General features: G+C 53.2%; 1 protein-coding gene (only partly in view). It reads left to right on the top strand.

Annotated elements, in window-relative coordinates; genetic code table 11:
• Positions 1-22,539, top strand: the 3' portion of a protein-coding gene (locus ACOMG9_RS08650) for a TcdA/TcdB catalytic glycosyltransferase domain-containing protein (protein WP_494530093.1). Its footprint begins 6,012 nt before the window's first position; 22,539 of the gene's 28,551 nt are visible here — the last part of the coding sequence; its start codon lies off the left edge, out of view; it ends in the stop codon at positions 22,537-22,539.

The following is a 22,539-nucleotide window of genomic DNA, read 5'->3' as shown; positions in this document are numbered from 1 at the left end:
CTTGGGCTGAGGGCGGTTTTAGCAGCAGCATCGGACCTGATAAGAGTAGATCTGCTTATTAAAGATAAGAGTGAGGGAGGTGTCTATTTGGATGTCGACTCGCTACCTCCTTATAATCAAAATTTGTTTAAACACATTAACCCTCCGGAAAATCTTTTAATTGAAGGCCAGCTGAATAATTTAATTAATCATCTGATTATGGAGTATTTAAGTGAGCCAGGGCCGGAACAACTTTTTCCTAAAAGAAATCCTGATCCGGAAATACAGGAGAAATATAATCAATTAAAGGAAAAATACCCTGATTTTACCCAGGCTGTTAGAGAGGTCATAGCCAATCACAAAAAAGAGCCTCTTTTCGTTTTTCCAGAATCCATCAGGGCTATTCCTGGTTCAGCAGAAATAACCTTGGTTTTTTCAAAAATGGTCGAGCCCAGAAATAGTTTAATTATTGCGCCACGGGACAGCCAGGTTCTCAAGACAGTTAAGCAAGAAATGATAAAACGGCATCAGTTGATTGAACGTTTAGATATAGACAATCCATCAAAACTTTATAGTTACGATCTCGCTGAAGTCAAGGCAGCCGTTATCAATGAATTGGGAATCGATCGAGTAACCGCCGGTTTTTTTATTTCATATCGGACTGATGGAATAATGTATGGATCCGGCTCGACCTTGCAGCTATCAGGGCCAAGTGTGTTTCGTGATGTCATGAAGCAATATTTCAATGCTTATCTTTCAGGAGAGGATCTTCTTGATTACGAAAAAAAATCCTATTTCACGCAAATTAATCCATTGGCAAAGATTGATTTAGTGAGTTTGGAAACTGATGAACAGGCCAGTAGCTGGGTCACCACTGTTGATAAAACCGTGCGTTATGCCCTGAACGATGAGCAAGACAGCCATTATGGCAACCAGATTATTCTCCAGCTGGGTAACAGCGACAATGAAGTCAAAGCCAGCTTTTACCTGAGGAAAAAATACCAGCCCTATTTTAGCTGGCATATACGACTGAAGCCTGATGGTACCTTGATTAATCCAGTGACAGGCCGTGACATTGAGCTCAGGATATTGCGAGCCGGTTTTATTAAAGACGACACACGTATTATTGTTGTGGGTCATGGTAGTGAGGGTAACAAGGCTGGCTTGGGCCTGTTTCGCAAAAAGGCCGATTCCAGAGAGTTTCTCCTGGGCGGGAAGACGGTTGGCCAATTGGCCGAGGTGCTCAAGCGCATAACTGGCGGGCAATTTGTCAGCACCGTCAGTTTGGTGGGTTGTGGCGCTGCTGCCAGCGGGGAGCACTACCCTGTGGAAAAGTTCGCCAGGAAACTGTTTGGTAAAATCAGGACAAAACGAATCACTGTCCGTAATGCCCTGGTGGCGGTGGATATGCTCGGGCGCAAATGGACCGGCATTCTCCCTGCCGATGGCAATGTGCTGTGGTCACAATCAGACCCTCGCGTCAAGCTGGTGCTTGAAGAAGACGAACGGGGACAGTTAATGCCCCGCCAGCTCCCGGTTGCAGAAGGGCTGGTGAAAAAACTCCGGAATTTACCCGCTTTGCCCCTCGGCAGGAATTATGCCTATCTGGGCAAGAATGCCCCTCATTTCGATCAGGCCAGACGCTTACTGCTTGATACGATTATCGACAACAATCACCAAAACAATGGCAGGCAGAAACTCTCCGACCTGGTTGACCATTACAACCTTCGGCTGCAACAAGTCACCCGTGATAACTTTTCCCCTTACCGGTTGATGCCGTTGCCGACTGTCGATGCTGAACTGCCTTTTGTGCAGACAGGGGCACCAAGAAAGCTGCACCTCAGCGCCTTTGTTCGTGCAGACTCAATTGGTGACCCGTTTTCGGGTATTGGCTTGCTGGCCTATGGTAATCCTTATGCGCAGGAGAACTTTTTCCAGACCCAGCAGGCGGGATATCAGCTGGCCCGGCAAGTCGCAAGCCCGCCATCTGACGCCATGGCAACACTGTTTACCCGCCTGCTGCATGGGTCTTTACAGGACATTATTGCACCCGGTGGCCACGACATAGATCCGTTCCGGGTTTCTAGTCCTGATCTGCTGGTTTCGGTATTGGGAAAAGATGACCTGCTTGCCCTGAATGCCCAAAAGCTACGAAATGACTTTTCCGAATTGGCCCAGCAGTACGTCAAGACTCTGAGAAGGTTATTGGGTGACTTTCTGGCCGACAAACGGGCGGAACAAAAAGCACCGAGACTGAACGCCTGGAAAAGGCATGAACAAAGAAAGTCGTTTCAAAATACCCTTTCGCGTGAGGTTAAAAAAAGGCTGAAGCACCAACCGGATGGTAAGGTCAGTTTCACGGATCCTGTGCCTCGGCCTGACAGAGAGTCTTTTGCTGGCGACAAACCTGGCAAATACCTGCCTGTTGTCGCCAACCCTGCGGGCGAAACTTATGTTCTGGTGAGCGTGCCAGAGTTTAACGGCGGGATTTTTCCGGACAATCTGCGCAATATCCTGTTTATGCTCCAGTCCTCAGGTCCGCTGGAGAAGCGTAATGCCCAAACGCTGATCAAGACCATTGAGTCAGCCTATTCCCATCACTCAGCCTCCCTGCCAGAACAGCGGCTCGATGAAAAAATGGCCCGACTGCCGCTGGCTGATGTGGTCACACTGGCCAATGAAATCGAACACTTCGACACCGGGCACCGGGCAGTCCAGAGCCTGATGCAAAAACTCTTGTCGCGTCTGGTGGCCAGCGTAGTCACCACGCTGGAAAACGGTGACAAACCCAATCGCCAGCAGAAGCTGCTGATTGCGGAGTTGTCCAGCCGACTTCCCGACGACAACAGCGGCTTCAGGGTTCCGCTTCCGGAAAACCCTGAACACCGGGCTTATCTGGACTTTTCTCTGCCCTACGACGAAGATCGCTATTCTTCCTCACAGACCGTTCTGGGGGCTCGTTCGCCCTTTTTTATCTCTGCCATTGATCATAATGCCTATCGCTCCCAGCTGCGTGAGCTGGCGCAATGGGATGAACCACCAAAAGGACTGGAGGATGTGATTGGCTATTTCAATAAACCGAATAAATTCATCGATAGCCTTCTGCTCTGGCGCAAATGGCAGACAGAGAATGGTTTGGAGACGATCACGCCACCCGTTGATATAAAGCTGGCACCCGACCGTTTGATCTTCGACAGCCGGGTGATTATACGGCAGTGGGAAAAAAATGAGCCCGCTATCATTCAGGTCGGACTGTCGAGTGCACGACCAGAATCGTTTGATTCCCACCTCACCCGGGTGATGACCCAATCCTGCGGACTGGCTCTGCTCCTGCAACTGCATGCAAGGCAGGCACCCCACTCTGTTATCACCAGGGCTATGGAAATATGGGAAACGGATGACCCTCGATCTCCTGCTGGCCGTTACGGTTTTAACAACGGACTGAAACTGCAGCCGCTGCCCGCTGACAGCGATCCGCTTTATCAGCTGCTGGCCGCTCAGAGTAATGACCATGATCTTAAGTTTGCCCGGGGCTCTGTGGATGATTTTCATTGGGCACTGGAGGTATTGTTCAGGGAAGAGCGCCTTGCCCGCTCCGTCAGAACCGTTATTAATCACCTCGAAATAAAGCCGGAGACCACTGTCGATGGGTTTGTGCAGGGTCTGGTTAATATATACAGGGATTACTGGCAACAGACGCAGGATTCGCAGCTGCGTTCTGCGCTGGCGTTGCAGAAAGCGGATTACCAGACGTTGGAAACAGGAATATCCAGCTCCGGTTTGCCCGCTGAAGACAGGGAAAGGTTATTGACAGATTTGGGTTCTATGCAAAACCCTCCAGACACAGGCGGAACGTCTTCATACTTCCATGGTCACAAAATCAAAGCGGGCAGTCCCGGAATTCTCAGAGAAGTGCCGCTGGCTTTCTATGGCGACGAAGGCTCGCGCTCGCAGATCGCGATCTTGTTCTCTGCCCAATATATCGAAGATATTCTGAAAAACGATGCGCCTTCAAACAAGATGCATTCAGCGCAGGATGTTATTATCAGAACGCTTCGAATATTCAAAAGCACTTTTAAATACCAGGCTTTTTCCAAAACGTTGGAGAAAACGCGGAGCCAGACCTTTGAAAACCTCCAGAAACTGGTGGATCAAGGTATTATTGATGGTTCTGTCGGCAAAGGCTTCAACAAGGTCAAAATACCCGACTCTGTCCGACTATTACTGGTCATCACCCCTCCCGCTTCATCGGGTACAACTCAGCCGGAACCGATTCTGGTTAATAATACCGGTTGTGTCCTGAAAATTGATCCGGGCCAGTATGTCACTGAAGGCAAAATGCGGGTTGAACACTATCACACTTTATCAAGCCTGATAGTCCGGTATATTGTTGCAGCAAATCGGTTGGAAGGCATCGACAGCGATTCTGAAACCCTTCAAAAAAACATACTGCGGGACATTGGCGTTGATGACATTACGATATTACAAAAGGATGCAAAACTTCCAGCTGTCCCTGATGACACTCAAGGAGGACGGCTCGGTCTTGAAATAGAGTTTGATTGCATAACCGTAGATGCTGAATCGAGACAATCGCTTGCGTTTACTAAATATATCCCTAAAGAGCTTTTGAACCCTACCTACCCTGCTCTGGTTCTATCTACCGATGACAATGATGGTCGCTCTATCATTGAAATCATTACCGGGCCCAAGCCTCTCTCGGATTATATGGATGAATCCTCAGCTTTATCACGAGCCACCAATACCTTAGCCAAGGTTTTAGCGAATTTACCTAAGAGTGGTTATACCGTAGACGACATCACTCAAGAGTATAATAACAAGCTGCTTGGCAATAATCCCACTGACGATTTAGAAGAATACCGGTTACACACTAATTCAAAGATGAATCCTGAGGTCTCATTGCCTGCCGAGCTAAAAGGAAAGCCATTACCTTACCATGTTCAGGTTAATATCGGGGTCGATCTTAGCGGGATTGGGGATATAACATCCTATATTGCCACTCTTATTGCTCCGAGGAAAAGTGATGTATTAAGGCGAGTTTTTCAGTTGAGCCAATATATGGCTTCAAATGTCTCAAAAAAACTGAGTCTGAATTCTGACTTGCTGAAATCCATGTTTACTGCCCATTTGTACAAGCAGGCATTGGACAGTTCAACCAGGGAATTTGACAGAGATAAACAGGGTATTAAAGGCTCACCGGTCACTCAACTTGAAGGATTATTGAAACTGGGTACCGCCGATTTTTTAATGACTGTTATCTCTGATCTGGATGCTGCTCAACTTAAGTCAGCCATCCGGGATTACGGCTGGCAAGCCTTTGCTTCATTGATGCAGGAAACGGTCAATGAGTTGGCCAGAGTGGGCTCTGAGACTGAAGGCACTGGCAGACAGTGGACAGCGCCCGAAAAACTACTGCAAGCCAGATTAAAATCGCTGTTTATCGACACCCTGGATTATCGTATCGAACATGGGAGGATGCCTTTACCCCTGAGTAATTACTATGACTATATTGAATTACCGCAAGGCAAAGACAAAGAACCGACGTTTATTTTTATCGATGCCCCAGGAACCTTAAGACAACCTGTCACTCGTTACAACAGTGGCCTGGATGGAGTCCGTTACCTCGGCACCCTGGAGGTTCGTGAACCCTGGCCTGCACTCAAAAAGATAGGCTTTTCCCCTCCCGGCCATTCAACGGCTGCGGTAATAAAATTCGTTCAGAACCGGGGTTTACTGGGTGCAGACCCGGACGTTGACGGGATCTTTTTTATTAGAGCCCGATCCCTGCTCACCACTGACATCCTGTCCAGACATCACCGGGACTGGATCGAGCAGTCTATCCTCGACCGGCTGGGTCAACTCAGCCAGGCAAAGCTGGAGCATGTAACCCGCTCCTTCTTCGACTATCACGAAGCAGCACCGGACATCATCGGGCAGGACACACTGAGCCGGTTGCTGCTGACGGCCAACCTCTGGGCAATGACCGGCGGGCGGTCAGAATCATCCTGGGACACCCTGGCGCAGTTGCAAAAAATGGTGTCTGTTGATTTTAACCTTCAGCGGATGCCCAGCTGGGATCATCAGCTGCCTGCCACAGCCACTGACAGCGACGCCCTGCTTGTCGCCCGCTGGCAGCAGCTGGCAAGGTTCAATCTGCCCGCCAGTCTTTACCGACTTCTGTACTTGTTTACCGGAGCCGAAGATTTTATTAAAGCGGTTCTTGAGTCGGGAAAGGCAGTTTCCGGGAACGGAATGTCACTGGGTCGCTTGTGTCGTGAAATAATCATTACCCTTAACTCCGAAAGCTACCTGTATCAGAGTCACCTTGATAGCAATCCACTGACCCTGACGGTGGGAATAAAAGACACCACTTTTGATAACCGTGAGGCTATCGCTACAGGAAAGCTGTTCGCAACCGCCCTGCTAAACCATCCCGACGTGGCGGCTGTCGGTCAGGCTCAAACGGAGTTACGGGCGATCTGGAGATTATCGGCAATCACCACTGGCCGTAATTATGGCCTGACCTCAGAACTGGTACCGGTCGCTTTTCCAAAGCAGAAAGACGCCCTGTACACACAGTTTGTGGATGGCATCAGCCGCATCAATCACAACTGGCAATTTGCTTCCGGGTCGGTCGCGGATTTCGCCCGGGTTCTGTACCGGTTGTCCTCCCAGCATGATCAGGGCAGGCTGAAAGAGGCTTTTGAACGGGTTAGGAACTACCATCGTCAGCACCCCAAAGTATCCCTGGACACTTTTATCTCGGCTCTGGTGGAGACACACAGGAATCTGCCCGATAAACGGGCGGGCCTGGTTCTGCGTCAGGCTATCGGGAAAGCGGGATGCACTTATCTGCAACAGGCCCTTACGGAGAAGAAAGCATCCCTGGTTGCCGGTCTGAAAACAATGATATTGGTCGAGACTATTGACCCGTTTTATGATGACCGTGATTCGTTCGATGGCACTACTGCATTTAAGATTGACCGCCACATATCGGTAAAACTGAGCCCTGCTTACTTTCGTTATGGGGGCACAGAGTATCTTTTATTAGTCGATGGTCTTCAGGACTTCCTGGCAACGCCCCTGGGCGAAGATTACCGGAAGAAAATCAGGAACGATCCCGCAACTTCATCTCAAGATCAGACCCTGACCGTTGATGCCCCGAAAGCCGTGGCCGGAAAGCAGCAAATCGTCGTTTGGTTATCACACACTGGCGAGAAAGTGGTGATTAACACCGATGCCGCTGCCAGCCAAAAAAACCGTTTGTCCAGCTTGATTCCAGTGTTTACTGCCCTGGTTAAATCCGGCTATGAACTGAATGGCGGCCGTCAGCTTGCCCCTTCAGAGGTTGAAGGGATTGAAAGAAGGGTTCGCCAGCAAATGGGGCTGGCGCCCCTGGTGCAGCTTGCCGACACCGGGAATCTGAATCTGAAAGAGGACACTGCATCTGGCCGGATCGTCCTTGAAAAAACCTACACCATTGACAAACCTGCCATACCGGAAAGCCTGCTGGCCAGAAGCCCGACAGTCGTCAATGACTCACCTTTATTCACCCTTCAATGGCTGGCTGCCGACAGTCAACCGGGCCTGCAACTGATAACAGCCCCGCTCTCCCTGGATGAGCTAAGCAGGCACCGGCCTTTGCTGGATGCCGCTTTTCAGGCACTGGGTAAAACAATCTCGACCTTGTCTGGCTCGGTTAAAAACCGGGATTTGGTCTGGACCTTTCACGAACGGCTTGCCAACACGGAGCCAGTAAAAAAAGACAACGCCCTGGGCCGGTTAATCTTTGAAAAAATAACTTACACGGTCCACAGACCCACCGGATCACACACCCTGATGTATCAAAGCCCGATAAAAATCGGTGCTACACCTTTGACCACCCTGAAATGGCTTGGTCCGGGACTCTATCCGGGTTTGCAACTGGTAACGCCCCCCCTTGCACTGAGTCACCAGACCACCAACAGGGATAAGTTGGAAGCCACTTTTTACGCAGTGGACAAAATTATCTCGACGCAGCCTCAACCGCTCAGTGACCAACTCTTTCACTCAAAGTTTGACGGGTATTTCAGGCACCGGCTGCCTCCTTATGTTGATGAGCCGAAGACCATCTGGCAGACAAAAATCACCGGCAGTGCAGACACCGGAATCATCCTGAGGTTTGCCTCCGGGAATTTGGACAAGCCCCTGGCCCCTGTCCTGTTTGCTGTCACTGATGGTCCTGAGAAAGAGCGGCTGCTGGCCAGCCTGCAGGCCGCCACCCGGTTTGTGAGCACTGTTACCCCGGCTTCAGGCAACGAGGTAACCCATGCCCAGTTAAGGTCGCTGTTTACCCTGTTGTTGTTCCGACTGTCGAGCGACGAACTGCCCGGGCAAGCCCTGTTTCCGGGGGTAAGGCTGGCAGACTATATCCACACTTACCTCTCAGACGGTGCCGTGACCACACTCAGTCACCACATCAACCGTGTTGGCCTGCAACAAGTCACTGACGATCTGGTCACTGATCTTGCACAACAGGCAGCCGGTACCCCGGACCCGCAAGCAGGAGACAGGATCAAGGATCTGCTGGGGACGACCCTGGATTACCGACTTGCCAACGGCGCCGGACTCTTGCCCGGCACACTGCCTGACACCTACTCGCTACCCCTGGCGGATGGCGGAAAATACCGGGAACTCTGGACCGGGCTGATGTCAGAGTACGACACAACGCGACGGGTCTTCAAAGACGCCGATGGCCATTATCTGCTGGACGCAGCTCTGCCGCTCGAAAGTAGCAGTATGGAGCAGCTGTATCAGTCCGATAAGCTGACGGGCCCTCTCAAGCTGGCGTTAAAACCAGACTCGCTGGGCCGCGATCAGGAGGTTACCCGTACCTTTCTTGAAATGGCAATGTCCAGGATGGATACCGACTGGCCGTGGTTTTCGAGACGCTTCTCGTCATTACCGAAATCGCGGCGTTTCACCCTGGTGGAAGCACTGGGTCAATATTCTTCCAACTATCCGGAGGCCGATGTCAGGCGGCTGGCCCGTGCCCTTACCAAAATCCAGCTTGGCGTTATTAATGAGCAGATCATTCAAGGTGATAATCCTGAGACACCGGCGATGTTTCGCATCAAGAGTCTGGAATCGCTCTCAGGCGAGAACACGCTGACCACCGAAGATGGCAGCAAGGTCTATTTTCATGCTGGCTCTCTGTTGCCGGTAACCCACAAAAAGGCCCCATCACCCGATCTTCAACAGATGCTGCTGAGGGGGTCACACAGTAGCCAGTTTCCCGGATCGTTTCTGGATAGGCGCCACAGCGGCAGACTGTACCGGCAAGCCCTGCAGGACGGCCAGCTGGCACCCGACCGTTTCCGGGATGATGTCGGGCGGTTTATTGAAATTCTCAGTCACCAGGGGGAAAGCCATCGTCGAGAATTCCACAAGCAGCACCGGCTTGACCTGAGTGCGGGGCGGCCTGTCCACTGGCGGTTAAACCCCCATATTTTACTGCAGGCGTCCAGCTTGCGGGTCACGGATACGGCGGTCATCATTGAGCTTGGAATGAAGAAGAACCCTTCGCTGACCCTCGAGTCCTTCGGCACAGTTGTCGACCGGTTCTATGCCCTGAGTCTGGCCAAGAGTATAGAGGCAGTTGATGCTGCCCTGTTCCAATCTGGCTGGCCAAAGGAGGCCGGACAACTGGCGCAACTGGGCAACTCCATTGGTTTTGACGCTGCCCAACAATGGGTTTCCCTGCCTGCGCTGAACCAGGCCAATACTCTCTATACCCTTCTGGCAGACAACAATCGGGAAGCCATTGAGCGTCAGTTTGACCCTATTGGCTCACCCGCCAGTCAGAAAGACTTTAAACAGGCGATGACGTGGCTGTTCGCCTGGAAGCCTGAATTACTCACATTGAGCTTTGACAGGGTCTCTGACTACCTTCAGACGCACCGGGATGACCCGGATATTGGCACCTTCGCCAGGGCACTGTACGAGTTTGACCGGAAACTGTCGAATGATAACAGGGACCTGTTCAGGGGGATGCTCAGCCATCAGCAGGTCGAACGGCTGAGCGACGTTCTGGCCTATCAGGTCCCTGAGCAGCGGGAACTGATCAGCTTCATAAACACACTTAAAACAGCGGTCAACTCCCAAGCCCCGGTAACCGATGCAGCCGGGTTTGCTCCATCGACCTACCGGCTGGTTCGCTCTGAAAGCGGGTTGAAGGTTGTCGTCATCAAGGACCCGGATGCGTCAGACCAGAAACGCTGCCGACGCGGGGTCGGCGGGTGCGGAACCCGCCTGCTCCTGACGGGAAATCTGGCGGATCATCCCCTTTTGGGCATTGACAGTACAGACATCAGTAACACCGATACCGGCAAACCTTATTACAAAGTTGAGTTCCTGACCTTCCAGGGTAAGCTGCACAGGGTGCTTAGCCGTTCAGATAGCGATATCACAGCCACCCCCCTGAGCGAGGGAACTTCGCTTCATGACAGTATCCACGATAGCAGTGGTTCCCGATTAGAGCGTGTCATTCCGGCCACAGGGGTCACTACCACGCCTGTAGCGGTCAAGCGTTCCAGTGGCGAGGTTTATCAGCTGATTTCGGAAGATGACGGTCACTACCGCGCAATCCGCCTGCAAACCAACGACAGGCTGTTAGCCGCCTACGACAGCAGCGGGAAAACCTTGATCCCGGTGCTGGAAAAGAACGACCATGGCCAGACAGTTTATGGCTTGAAACTGGACAATGCCGCGTCAGATACAAACGGGCTGTTCAAACTCAACCCGGCGGAACCGCTGGAGGAGCAACTGGCCGCTGCCCGCCGGGAAAATCATCGGCTGTCAGCCGTCAGTTCCGAGCTACGGACGCTGACGGGCACGGATGACAGGATAGCCGTGATCCTTACTGCCGACTATCGCCCCGGCCAGCCACTGGCAAACCAGGCCCAACGGCTGCTGTCAGAACTGAGAGTCTTTATTGCCAGCCCGGCAGGGCAGCGTCTGGTCAATGCCCTGGGATTCCCCGACAGCTTTATCCAACCCGCCACTATGACTGAGCTGGACACTAAGCTGTTCCCAGGTATGGCGCCCCTCAACCCTCTGAGGCTGGTGATCAGGCTCGACAAACAGGCTCTCGCTGACCGGGTGATACCCTATCGCCGCGATGGCAACGGGGACCTGAGCGGCAACAGGCTGGTGCTGTTGCAGGTGGACCCGGCGGTGTTGGCCGGGCAACGTCACTCCACCAGTAATTACCTGGGGGCGTTGGCCTCTGTCCTGAAAGATTTGTGTCGGGCAGCACTGGCCAGTACTGACCAGTCGGACTCACCGGCTATCGCCATGACCTGGTTGCAGGGGAAAAAAATCACCGGGGACCGGACGCTGCTGCAACTGGAAAATCAACTTCGCAAGCAGTTCGACCTGCAGACCGTCCAGACCAATGCTGCCGCCCCCGAGCCTGTTCAGGTGGTCACTGCAGCAGGCGGGATAACGACCGTGAAAACCCGCCAGCAGGTCCGCATTGCCTATAAAGCCATTGCCGAGCCCCTGTCCGGCTTTGACCAGTTGGTAGGAGATAGGGAAACCCGTCTACTGTTTCAGCGGGTTCAGTATTTTTGCAACCAACGGGTTGACCAGTTACCCGGCGCTGGTCGTTCGAGGCTGGGGAACCTCCGCTCACTCTTGACCCAGGTGGCCTGGAGCGGGCTGGTCAGCCAGGGTATGGTGACTGCGCAGCTTGCACTTCTGGCTGACCCGGCGGATGTGGTCACGGCTGTGCTCGACAAAGATGAGCTGAAAGCACTGGCCGGGATCGATGATCTTGCCAGGCACCTTGAGGGTGTGCTGAGCGATGCCCTGAAAGACCGACGGGGCAGCACCCTCACGGCGACCAAACGACAGTCGTTGTTGACCTGGTTAAGTCGTGCAGAGACGTTACTGGCAGATGCAAAGGCGGTGCGCGATAAATGGGCCGACCCCGGACAGCTTCCTCTCGGAGAGGATTCCTACGACAATGTGCCGGTCACCGCTGGTAGCCGGAAAAACCTTGTCCTGACCAGCACCGGGCGGCAAAAGGTCACCCGGTTGGGTAACCAGCATCTCATTGCCATTGAAAGCCAGAACAGCCCCCTGGCCGCTCCGGCAGGGGATGAGCTTAACGGTTTGCTGGCACTGTTGAGACAGCAGCCGCCTGCCGGGGCGGCACTGCAGGCCGAGCTTCAGCATGCCCCTGCCTCCGACCCGGACTATTACCGGGACGCGATCGAGCGTACCCTGTCACCGCTGTCCCGGCAGCAGACCGACAACCTGGACGACACCCTTGTTGATTTGCTCAAAAAACCGTCCCTGACCGGCGCTGAGCCGCTGCTGGCGGAGTATTTTTTTCAACGGCGGCTCAGAGGTTTGGAAACCACAGACCAGACCAGGTTGCGGACCAATGCCCTGAGGGCCAATAAATGGCTTGATCGCCTGCAAAAAAATCCGCCATTGCCTCCGGGCCCGGGCAGGAAGGCCCCGACTTTCATCACCGATACCGGGCTGGGCCGTCACCAGGCCCGGGTTCAGACCACAGCCGGCCAAAAGACGTTCACGCTGGGTCGCCGGGATGACCTGGCTTTTTCCGACCAAGGGCCTGGCTATACCCTGATCCGCAGCGAAGAGCACCGCAAGGTCTTTCGCGTCGAGCTTCCCGATCGCTGGCCAGACCGTCTTTTGCAGATCAGGCTGCTTGTCTTCATGGAGCCTTATCGCAGGCTGCAACGGAAGGGCCGTATTGGCAAAGAGCAATTACAGAACGACCTTCAGCTCATTGCCCGGGGGATGGCTGAGTCACGTCTGTCGAACCTTCTTCAGGCGTTGGTGCAAACCATCAGGGACGCGGGCATTGCCGATGATAGCCCGTTTAAAATAAGAATCAGCCTCAAGCCTCTCTTGCCCTTGGTGGACAGTCGTGTCGAGGTGAGTGGGACAGGCAGCGGCATTGTCCTTTTAAGGCTGGGCACGAAGGACAGGAACAAGCCATTTATTTTCCGGGAAACCCTGGCGAGCCTGGTCGGTGCCAGTCTGTTGAAAGCTCTTGAGGGTGGTGGTGGGTCGCTGTCAGCCTTGCGCCAGCAAGTGCGGCGGCAGTTCGGGATCAACACCGGGACAGTGCCTGACGGTGAGTCGCGCCCCCTGGGACTGACCCGTCAGTTCGAACTGACCCCGGTGGCTGACAATCCCTCAGGCACAGGCCTCTATCGGCAACTGGTCGTAGGCTATCATAACCTGCTGTTAGCTGAAGGTGGTACTGAAGCCGATTACCGCCGGGCACTGGCGTATTTGGAGCTGCATAATAGCGCCAGGATTCAGGCAATAAAGGACAGCCTTGCCAAAGGGGAAATTAAAGTCAGTGTCAGTGAGCGCACTCTTTTCAACAAGATCGTCAGTGAAAAACGATCTTCTGCTCCCTTGATCCCAGCTCCCCACTTTGATCATACCATCGCCCCCTATATTCCCCCGCCCCCCGGCTCTGAGCTGATCAACGCGGATTACCGGGCCTTCTGGAGTGTCGGTTCCGGCATGGAATCCCTGCTTGACGCCAGGCTGCTGGGGTTAAGTCGGGTGGCGGCAAAAAACTTTTTCGGGCCAAAAGTCTTTGCCAGCGCTTACCTGAAGTCACTGCTGGTTCATTTTATCTACTGGAAGATGGAGCAGGTTCTGAGTAGCAACGGCCAGCCAGCCAGCCGGATACACCTGGGAGTCACCGATGCAGTAACGGCCATACTGCCTGACAACGACATCAATGAAATCGCAAACCTGGAGAGGAATACGAGGACATCCATAAAGAATTCGGTGAAGAATTCGGGGACATCCAAAAATTCGAGGACATCCACAGTCGCCGCATTGGAAAACAAAAATTCGAGGACATCCACAGTCGCCGCATTGGAAAAAGCCTGCACTTTTGTTGCCCGGGGACTCGGCTGGGAGCGTTTTGACACCGGCCTGCTGGCCAATATGAAGCAAAATGTGGACACCGTATTCAAAGAGGCAGTAGAACTGCGACAGCGCGTCGGCAAGCCGTTCCAGTTGCCGGTTAACCAACAGCAGGACGCCCAGAGCAAAGAACCAACGTCTGTGCAAGCTTTAGTGGGGCAGGATACGACCATTGAAACCACCGCCAGCAGCCCTCGTCATATCGTTATGGCAGACGGTAAAAGGCGTTATCTGAAAATAACCCCGGCGGGCCCGGGCAATCCTTTCCCGCTTATGTCTCCCCAATCACAGGATGGTCTGAAGCAACTGTTACGGCGGCCCCTGAATCCGGGTAAAAGTGCTTCGGGCACCGAGGCTTACCTGTCACAGCTGGCACGCCATTATGAGACTTTTAGTGAACTGAAGGACATTGACATTACCGGCCAGGTCAATGCCATTATTGACAAGATGGACGATGTCACCCGCCAGCAGTTTGCAGAGGGTTTCCTGCAATATACCCGGCAGTCAGCCATCCCGGCCGGTCTGGCCGAAACCATCGCCGGGAAATTGCTTGCGGCAGAGGTCACCGCGCTGGGTTCCCTGCCTGAAAGGCTTGCCACCGGGCTTTATCAGCGGCTCAACGGGCTACTGAGCCTGACCGGGAAAAAGGCATTTTCGCTGACCTCCGGCAATCTGATGATTCGGGTGCTGACCGACCCTTCAATGACCGCCGATGCCTCCTACCTGATGCCTGCCCAACACACACTGGTGCTGGGCAATGGCGACGCTGACAGTCCGCTGACCGCCGCGGCAGCACTGGCTCTCCTGCAAGCCGCCCAAGCACAGAAACCAGAGGATCAGACAAAAACATTCCTGGCCCTGCAACAGAAGCGAGTCAGACTACCCGAGGGCATAGACAGCCTGTCGCCAGAGTCGCTGGTCAGCGAGTTCACGGTTAAGGAAGGCAAGCTGACCCTCTCCGGCTTGCTGGAACGTCTGACCAGCTTTATCGGGATGGCGGACAGGCTGAAGCGGGAAAGTTCCTCCGAAGCCCGCACTCTGGCCAGAGATATTCGCCAGAATGTGGCCGACAGCGTTGCCGCACTCAGAAGTGATATCGATTTTGGCCAGATGGCTGACATGGTTGATATGTCCGACCGTCATTTCCGGGAGGCCCTGCAGAAACTGGACCAGACAGGTTTGCCAGCCGGTCAGGCAACAAGGCTGCCCGATGCAGACTGCGAACTGTGCTACGGCTTCGGGCCGGTCAGAACCCTGATGGCCCTGATGGACCGGGTCAGCAGTCACCTGGATGCCATTGAGGTCAGTGGACGCTTCATTAATATCAGACAGACTGCTGGTGACAAGGGGTTGCTGGCAGACGCCTTCCTGCTGCTGGAACAGGGACGTTTTGCGGCGGTTACCACCGAGGACATTCTCGACAATCCGAGGTTTAGAAAGAATCTTCTTGATCTGTTACGGCAAGCGCTGGCGGAACGACAGGGACTGACGCCGGAGCAAGTCATTGACCGAATGGTCATTTTGCTCAATGACTCGGGCTACAGCGCCGACGACACCCGCTATGTCAAGGAACAGCTGCTTGCAAGCCCGGAATTCATGGCGCGCCTCCAGCCCCGAAAAGGCCATACCGGCGGCGATGGCTCTGAGCCCGGTGACACCACACCTGGAGGCGGGTCGAAAAGATGGCAAGGGAAATTCATGCGCACGCTGGACCGGCTGGACCGGAGTAAGAAATTCACCCGAGCCAGAGTGGGTTTCGGCGCAGGGAATGCCATCGCTGGTTTAGCCATGTCCACGATGACACTGATCAATCTGGAAAAGTACGGGTACGCGATGCCTGATGATGCCAGGGACATGGCCTATGCAGGGACGAGCCTGAACATCATCGGCTCAACCTACACCCTCGCTATGAGCGGCAACTGGTTGCTGAGCAAAACCCTTGTCAAAACGAAAAATCCGGCAGGGACTATTGGCGTCGCTTTAAAACTGGGCCCGAAAGCGTCGCGAATGGTTGCCAGGGCTTTACCGGTTATTGGCAATGTCGTTGCTATTGTCTCTGGTTTTCTTTCGCTGAACGGTAATGTCGAAAACGCCGATGCGGCAAGCAAGGCTGGCAACCACAAACAGGCGACCCTTTTTGTGGCAATGATGAGCCTGGATTTGATGACGCTTGGCCTTGATGTGCTCAGTACGGCGCTGGACTTCCTCTGTCCACAGCTGGGTCTGCTAGTGGACCTGGTCAGCACACTGCTGGGCTTCGTGCAGACTGCCCTGGCGGCACTGATGCCGCCACCTAACGCCAGGCAGGATTTCGAGGCTTTATTGGCGGGCGACGAATTCAAGAAATACGTTGACGGCAAGGCCGATCAATTTGAGAAAGCGGGCTACAGGAAGTTTCAGCTCTTCCAGGACGCCAGCGATTTTCTTGATCAGGATAAGTATGAGGATAATCTTGAGTCATTGAAGATATCTATTAGCCGAATTCTGAATGGTAAAAGAGACAAGGGACTTGCTCTTGAAGATAAGCTCAACCTCAGGCGAGTGCTGAGTGGGACGTCTGAGCAGGACTATATGTATGGTGAGAAAGGTTACAAGATATTTTATGGTCTGGGTGGCAATGACACCCTGATCGCTGACCGGGGGGAGCTTTATGGCGGAACAGGCCATGACCAGTTGATCCTTAAGAAAGGTAAAGCAGAAGGAGGCCGCGGCCACGATATTATCCGGATCGAAAAGTCAGGGACGGCGTTTGGGGGCCCCGGTAATGACAGGATCTGGATCGGCGATTCAGGGAGTGCCTATGGCAACCGAGGTAATGACGTCCTCTATCTGCAATATCGCGGGAAAGGCTTTGGCGGACCCGGTGATGACACTCTTTTTGACGGCGCGCTACAGTCCGGCGGCGCTGATAATGACCGGCTCGTAGATGGCCTTGGCGATATCGAACAGTATGGCGGTACTGGCAATGACGTGCTGCAACCGGGTTTAGGCAGAGGAAACATTAGAGGGGGGTATGGAAAAGATACCCTGGTTTTGCCGGCAGAGGTCAGGTTTCCTTACTCCAGAATCAACAACTTCTCGCAAAAGGTTAAGGGTTACCATTACCTTCGCAGGACAGAATCCCGGGCATTCTTCGAGGTTAACTTGGAACAGGGACGCTGGCGTAACCATTTTGCTGAATACCTGCAAGACCACAACCTTAAACGCCTTGCGCCGGATGGCAGGGAAACAGGGGGAACAACCTCTCTTCTGCTCTTTCGCATATCGGAGCGCAGTTTCAGAACCACCGCATCCACCCCCGACGAGGATCTGAATCCAAAGAAATTATACATTGCCCCGCTGTCAGAAATAAAAGCTGACTACCTGCGTGAACAAGACGACAAAGTATTGATATCTGAACATTTACTGACGGGGTACGATCAAAAGCACACAGGCGTAAAACGGATTTCTGATCAGTACAGCAGCCAGACCTTCTATTACGCTGGGAAAATCCTGTACAAATTCGCCAGCAACTGGAGAGGACATACACAAAGAGGTCATGTCTATTTTTCGAATCAGGGCATCTACCTGAAATCAAACGAGGACGTGTATTACTTCAGCAAGCAGGGACTGATAGAACGCAGCAAAAGAGACCAACCCAATGAGCCCACCGTATTTTACACAACCCTCTGTCAGCTGCTGGAAACCGGGGGGACAATTAGCGGTATTGAAAATGTGGTGGGTTCGAAGCAAGGTCTGATAGTAAGGGGAACCGCCGAGCCCAACAAAATTTATTTGCGGGGGGGTAAAAATGTAGCCCATACCCTGGGCGGGAATGATGTTGTCAGTGCTGGCGATGGCACCAACCTGATCCACCTGGGGACGGGTGATGACCTGGCGTTGTTGGGTGAGGGCTCGAACGAGGTGTATGGAGGTCCTGGCAGGGATACCGTTTCTTACCGTCTTAAAAAAAATGGGGTCAGGCTGGACCTCAGCCACCGGAACCCGTCTGATTCGTCGACAGGGCAGCATCTGGAACAGGTAGAGGTCATTCAGGGCTCCCCGAGCAATGACAGGATCTGGGGAGACCACGGCAATACCCTGTTCGTTATCACCAACGGCACCAATGTCGTGGATGTCCGGGGCGGGAACGACACGGTGGTCGCCAACGGCGGAGAAACCTCTATCCGGTTGCGCAGCGGCTTTAACAGGGTGATGCTGGGTGAGGGCTGGCATGAGGTATACACGGGCACTCACTCGGACATCATCTTGCTGCGTCGTGGCAGCGATCTGGGCAATCACAAAATTCACGCTTATCAACACCAGAAGCCTGCAACAGGAAAATGGCCAGTCGTGGTCGTCCGTTGGGAAATAGCCGGTAACTCTTGTGAGCACCGTCAGAAGGCCAGTTTGACGTTTAATCCCTTTGACCAGAGCCTGAACCTGCTTTTTGACGCTCAAAAGCCTGATGAGCATGCGACATTTGTCTTTCATACCCCCGGCTTATCCGACTTCAACACAGTACAGGTCAATACTTGTATTTACTGGGACGACGTGGCGGGCAAACAACCTTCCCGGTCACTGACCGGGGCTCTGACAACCCTTAGGAACACTACCCTCTCGACTCGTGTTAATTCAGGCAGCAGAACATGCCGGATCACAAGAGTAGTGGATGACTATGCCTTTACCCAAGAGGAGATGTTGGCATTTTTAAATCGCTACCCTGAAAAACCGGTAGGTCAATTCCCCCGGGATCAATGGCGTCAAAAGACTGAGCTGGAAAGCCTTGCCGATGAAGGAAAAACCCTCGGCGCTGGCCTGCACAGGATTGCCAGCCAGGAAAGCAATAATATCACGCTGGTGGTTGAGTTTGGTTTCGCCTCTTCCAGATGCAATCCAGGCAGTGGTGTTTTACGGAAGCTGACGTTTAAGCTGAATCAACAGCAGGTGCTCACTGAAGGTTCTGATATTTTGCGGAGTCTCTCTGTTGTGCCCCAGGGTCTTGGTTTGTTGGAGTTATGGCACACACTGACTTTAACATTGTTTGAAACCGGGGCAGACGGTCGCAGAAAACAACATGGCCGCCCTCAGGTGATACCGGGATTCAGGAAGGCGCGCCAATATACCTCGTTGTCTAAATGGACCGAAATATTCCCCGGTCAGCCAATGGCCAAAACCCTGAACATGCTGGAGATGGATTATACCTTCGAGACTCCTTTTATTCGCAAATGCAGTCCCTCCCCTTTATACAACAGCTCGGTGATTATGCCGACGGTTCACCTTGACCTGTCTTCAGACTCATACTCTGGCATCCCCATTATTATTGGCGGCCCGGGCAATGATCAGCTGACGGGCAACCCATCCACGGATAACGTGTTGCTGGGCATGGGAGGTGATGACCGGTTGCAGGATATGGGAGGCAATAACCTGTTCACGGTTGGCCTGGGTAATACGACAGTGATTACCGGCGGAGAGGGACACAACCAGCTGGTACATGACAAGTCTGCCGTCGTTTATAGTACCCGGCTCTTGCGGCGAAGCTCCAGAAGTCTGACCGCCAAGGTGACCCTCTTGAAGTATCAACTGGATGGCATGACCGTCAATGTGACAGAGGGCATCATAAAGACCCGATGGCGAAATACTGACTCAACCGGCAGCTGGCGCTATCACCAGACCCTATTCAATGCTATGGACAAGATTGCCGGGACCTCCGGAGATGATAGCTACTTTGGCAGCAATGGTACGGATATTTTCAGCACCGGGGGTGGCCTGGACAAGGTGAGCATGGGGGACGGAGACGACCGGGTCATCATTGACGCCCCCTGGCAGAAGGGTACCTCGCTGGACGGCGGTAGCGGTGCCAATACACTGGTCTTTGATTTGTCGGTGAGTCGTGATGTGACGGTCGACCTGAAGAATGGTTTAACGGTCGATCACTTTATCCTGGAGGACACCGGGAAGGGCAACATAAGATTTTCCGGTGATGATAACGATAACGTTTATGTGTCCAGAGGTGCCCTGCGCAGTTTTAATGGCCAGGGAGGGGATGACTACCTTTTTGTTCTGAAGCTGCCCGCCTATATCCATTTTAACGGTGGTCCGGGCAAAGACACACTGGACTTAAGCCAGGCAACCCTTGCCCCGGAATTTGTCCGGCTGAAACTGTCGGTGCAAAAAAACTCAGTGCGCCACTCTTGTCCTGTAAACGATACGCAACCCTGCTCACCGGATATAAACATCAAAAGTCGTTTGTTCTTTACGTTCCGGCTGCCCGGATCGCAGGTCACCTATCAGACATGGGATTCCACGGTCAGAAATTTTGAGGTTTTCAATGGCCCGACCAGCGACGATTTTTTCGAAATCCCGGCCCTCGCCGGACTCACCGTCGATGGCAAAGGGGGCGATGATACTTTCATAATTTCCGCTGCCCACATCAGGGGCAATAGTTCAATCACCACCACCATCGGGGGAACAGGATACAACCGACATTATGGTAGCGAAGACGCTGACCGGATGGTGGCGAACCTGGGCCCGGACCTGCTTTCTGGTCACCTGGGTCCGGATACTTACGTTATCCACGCCCAGGCCAATGGCACCCAAATCATAGACCGGGACAACGGGAATAGCCTGATATTGCATGGGGTACAACCGGAAAAGCTGGACTGGCGGCTGACCGAAAACTATACCCTTCTGGAAGTAAACAACGATGGACAAATATTTTTCAGCATCGATTTACGGCACGTTCCCCATTGTGTACGCGAAGACAGCAGTCTGGTTACCGGGCACTTTATTGACAGTCTGGAGCAGCATATTTGGCACCTGACAACGATTGATCCGGTCAGTAACGAAGCCAGAGTTCTGACCGGCCAAAACCTTCGGAGTTACTATCACTCCAGGCTGACTGTTGACAATCGGCTGGACAGCACTTACCAGCTCAGCAATATCACGGCATCGGTGCATGGCGGGCCAGGTGATGACGTGTTCTTCATCTCGGGTACGGTCAAGCCGGAGGCCGGGCTGTTCGGAGAGTCGGGAAATGATATTTTTCATCTTAAAAGCAGTGGTGCCAGCGTATATCCCGGCCCCGGCAATAACCTTGTCAGCCTGGAACTGGAAAATTCTGAGAAAGATGGCAAAGAAAATGGCACGGTGAAGCTGTTCTTTGACCCCTCTTCGTTTAACCGGGTTCAGCTGGAAGGTGTCAGCCTTACGGATTTGCAGGCAGCAAGCTGGCGTCCGCTGGCTCAGCGCAATACCACTGACAGTAGTGACCAGGCTCCTTGTCCAGCCGGCTTATCCCGCCTGCTGCCGCCTCCGGTCACTGGCGGCAGTTTTATCCTGGCAACCTGGATTCGCCAGGACTTGCCCCTCGGCGGGCTAACACGGGCCGGGAGCACGCTGATTCATTTTGCCGATGCTGACGGCTCTGATGCCATCAGCTTGAGCCAGAAACCTGGTGGGCTGGAGATCAGGCTAACGAAGGGCGTCAGGGTCTTTCATAGAAAGGTCATGCCATTTTTTACCTCCCCCCGTCAGCACCTGGCTATGACAATAGATGACAGTGGGTTTCTAACCATCTACCGGGATGGCCGGGTTGTTTTGGAAACCGAGGCCCTCAGGCCACGCAGAAAAATTCGGGCGCTGAACTGTTATGCTGTTGAGAAACTGGTCATCAGTCGGCATCTCCCGTCGCCTGAAGGCATAAACATGATGGCATCCGGTATCAAACATCTGGTGAGGATGGGCAATTGGCAATACCCTCACCTCTTCTATGCCAATGATTGGCCAGACAGTCTGGAGCTGGATGACGGGATTCTGGATAACAAGCAATTCATCCGTCAACGGCTGAAATCTGGCTATTCACTTTTGCATGAAAAAATCCCCGAACATCAGTACCTGATAGATGAAGAGAGCACCACTTACTACTTTGCTGGCGATGACTTCTCTAACACTGACCCATGGGTTCTGGCAAACGCCACTGGCACGGCTGACCAGCTCGAGGTTAATACCCATGACTGCCAGACATTGCACTATCAAAAAGCAGGCGGGGATCTTATCCTGACGGTCTCGCCAAATACTGGCCTGCTAAAAAACAGCGACAATAGCGCTGAGCCGACAAACTCCAGCCAGAGCCTTCGGGTGCAAAATTTTTTCAGCAAGGAAGGCGAGACCATTGAGCGCCTGATCGTCAATAACAAGGTGCTAAACATGAGTGAGGTGCTTGCGCAAGTCGACGCCCCGCAGTCAAATGGCAAACGCCCACTGAATGAGAGCATCCCGGAGGATGCATTGGCTGCTCAGAGTGGAGGCAACGGAACCCTGTCTCTTCTAAACAGGATCATTCGCCGGGGGCAACGGCTGGTTAAATACCTGGGCAGTCTGGCAGGAGTTGAGAAAGACGACGTTGGAGCAGGTGAAGCGGACAGTGAACAACCCGTGGTGGTAAGTCTGAATGACACAAAACTGAACCAACACTACCAGCGCCTGGTTCAGGAGATCAATGCCACGATGGGCAATCGCAGTGGCGAGAGTCCGTCGTATGTGCCGACGGCAAGTGGCAGAATAATTCAGAACCTGACGACGCCGGGAATATAG

It is taken from the genome of Endozoicomonas sp. PH6C (assembly GCF_059322965.1).
Note: the sequence above shows the minus strand (reverse complement) of the source record. Positions and strands in the feature narration are given on the sequence as shown.